1 protein-coding gene and 1 pseudogene are annotated in these 1,975 nt (G+C 75.0%); both read right to left on the bottom strand.

Annotated features, from left to right (window positions below; genetic code table 11):
• Positions 1-803: hypothetical protein (locus GPJ59_RS35830; protein ID WP_219672300.1), on the bottom strand; the 803-nt coding region annotated here is incomplete at its 3' end.
• 204 nt (positions 804-1,007) lie between these two features.
• Positions 1,008-1,763 (bottom strand): annotated as a pseudogene (locus GPJ59_RS35825) (dihydrolipoamide acetyltransferase family protein); the annotation flags it as partial.
• Positions 1,764-1,975: the final 212 nt, after the last annotated feature.

The raw sequence follows: 1,975 nt of genomic DNA, 5'->3' as shown, positions 1-1,975 counted from the left end.
AGGTACGGCCGCAGCCGGGTCCAGGCGTCCGCCGCCGGGCCCAGCGGGTCGTACGGCGCCAGGTGCGCGCGGGCCAGGGCCAGCCAGGGCAGGACGTTCTTGACCCGGCGCAGCTGGAGGATGCGGGCCTTGGGCAGCTCCCGCCAGTCGCGCGCCGCCTGCGCCGCGGCCTGCGGGGTGGCCGCGGTCCGGGCCAGCAGGGCGAGCAGCTCCCGGCAGAGCCGGGCCGGATCCCGGGGCGGGTCGGCCGGGTCCGGGCCGAACTGCTGGATGAGGTAGCCCCGTACTGCCGCCTCCTCGGCCGCGGCGGCGAGGGGGTCCCCCCGGACGACGTCCGGGGGAGGGTCCTCGCCCGCCCACTGCGCCTTGCGGCGGCAGGCCGCGAGCGCGACACGGCCCCAGCGCAGCCGCTCCTCGTCGGGCAGCAGCTCGTCCTGCATCCGGCCGACGGCCAGGCTGCGCAGGGCTACCGGCCCGGGCTCGTCCACCAGCGGCGGGTCGGTGGCCAGCCAGTCCTCCAGGTCCTGCAGGCCGTGCCCGCCCGGCGGTACGGAGGTCAGCACCTGGCCCCGGCTGAGCAGCGCGACCGCGGCGCCGCTGAGGCGCACCGTGGCCATGTGTCCGGCGGCGAAGGAGCCGACCGGCCGCCCGTTGCGCTCGATGCGGCGCAGGCCCAGCCTCGATTCCCCGGCGGCGTAGACCTGTCCGGCCCGCGCGACCCCGCCGACGCAGCGGACCACGCACACCCCACCGGTCACGTCCGCCTCTTCGACGGAGCAGACCTGCAACTCGGCGATGGACACCCGCTCCCCCCTCCCCGGCGGGGAGGCTACCGTCCCGGCCCCGGGAGGGGACCCCGTACCGCGTAACCCGTCCGGTCCGGCCCGGCACCGGCCGTCCGGCCGTCGGGAAGGCCGGCGCCGTGGAACGCCGGATGGCCGGCCCCCGTTACGGAGGCCGGCCATCCGGATGCCGGTCGGTGCCGGTCGGTGCCGGTCGCGCCCGGATCAGTTCCAGGTGATCAGGCGGCGCGGGTGTTCCAGTACGGCGGCGATGTCGGCCAGGAACTTGGAGCCGAGCTCGCCGTCGATGAGGCGGTGGTCGAAGGACAGCGCGAGGGTGGTGACCTGGCGCGGCTTGACCTTGCCCTTGTGCACCCACGGCTGGAGCTTGATCGCACCGACGGCGAGGATCGCGGACTCGCCGGGGTTGAGGATCGGGGTGCCGGTGTCGACGCCGAAGACGCCGACGTTGGTGATGGTGATGGTCCCGCCCTGCATGGCCGCCGGGCTGGTCTTCCCGTCGCGGGCCGTGGCGACCAGCTCGGAGAGGGACCCGGACAGCTCGGCCAGCGTCTTGGCGTGGGCGTCCTTGATGTTGGGGACGATCAGGCCCCGCGGGGTCGCCGCGGCGATGCCGAGGTTGACGTAGTGCTTGAGCACGATCTCCTGGGCGGCCTCGTCCCACGACGCGTTGACGTCGGGGTTGCGGCGGATCGCGACCAGGACCGCCTTGGCGATCAGCAGCAGCGGGTTGATCCGCAGCCCGGCGAGGTCGGGGTCCTCCTTCAGCTCCTGGACCAGCTTCATGGTCCGGGTCACGTCCAGGGTGATGAACTCGGTGACGTGCGGAGCGGTGAAGGCGGAGCCGACCATGGCCTGGGCGGTGACCTTGCGGACGCCCTTGACCGGGATACGGGTCTCCCGCGCGCCCTCGGCCACGGGGGCGGCCACGGCCGGGACCGCGGCGGGCTCGGCGACCGGCCGCGGTCAGGTCGGCACCTGGGGCCGCGCAACGGCGAACCAGACCGGGGCCTTCGGCTTCGAGTGCAGCCGCGCGGGCCAGTCCAGCACGCTCCACCCGGTCGGCTGGTCAGGCCGCGACCAGACCGGTCCGGGACTGACGGCGGCGGTCAGCCGAGTACTCTGCCACCTGCCGACACAGGCTGACTCCGCTTGCGTGGCAGCGCGTCCTG

The organism is Streptomyces bambusae (genome assembly GCF_019400985.1).
Classification (GTDB): Bacteria; Actinomycetota; Actinomycetes; order Streptomycetales; family Streptomycetaceae; genus Streptomyces; species Streptomyces bambusae_A.
This window is presented reverse-complemented; position numbering and strand designations above follow the sequence as displayed.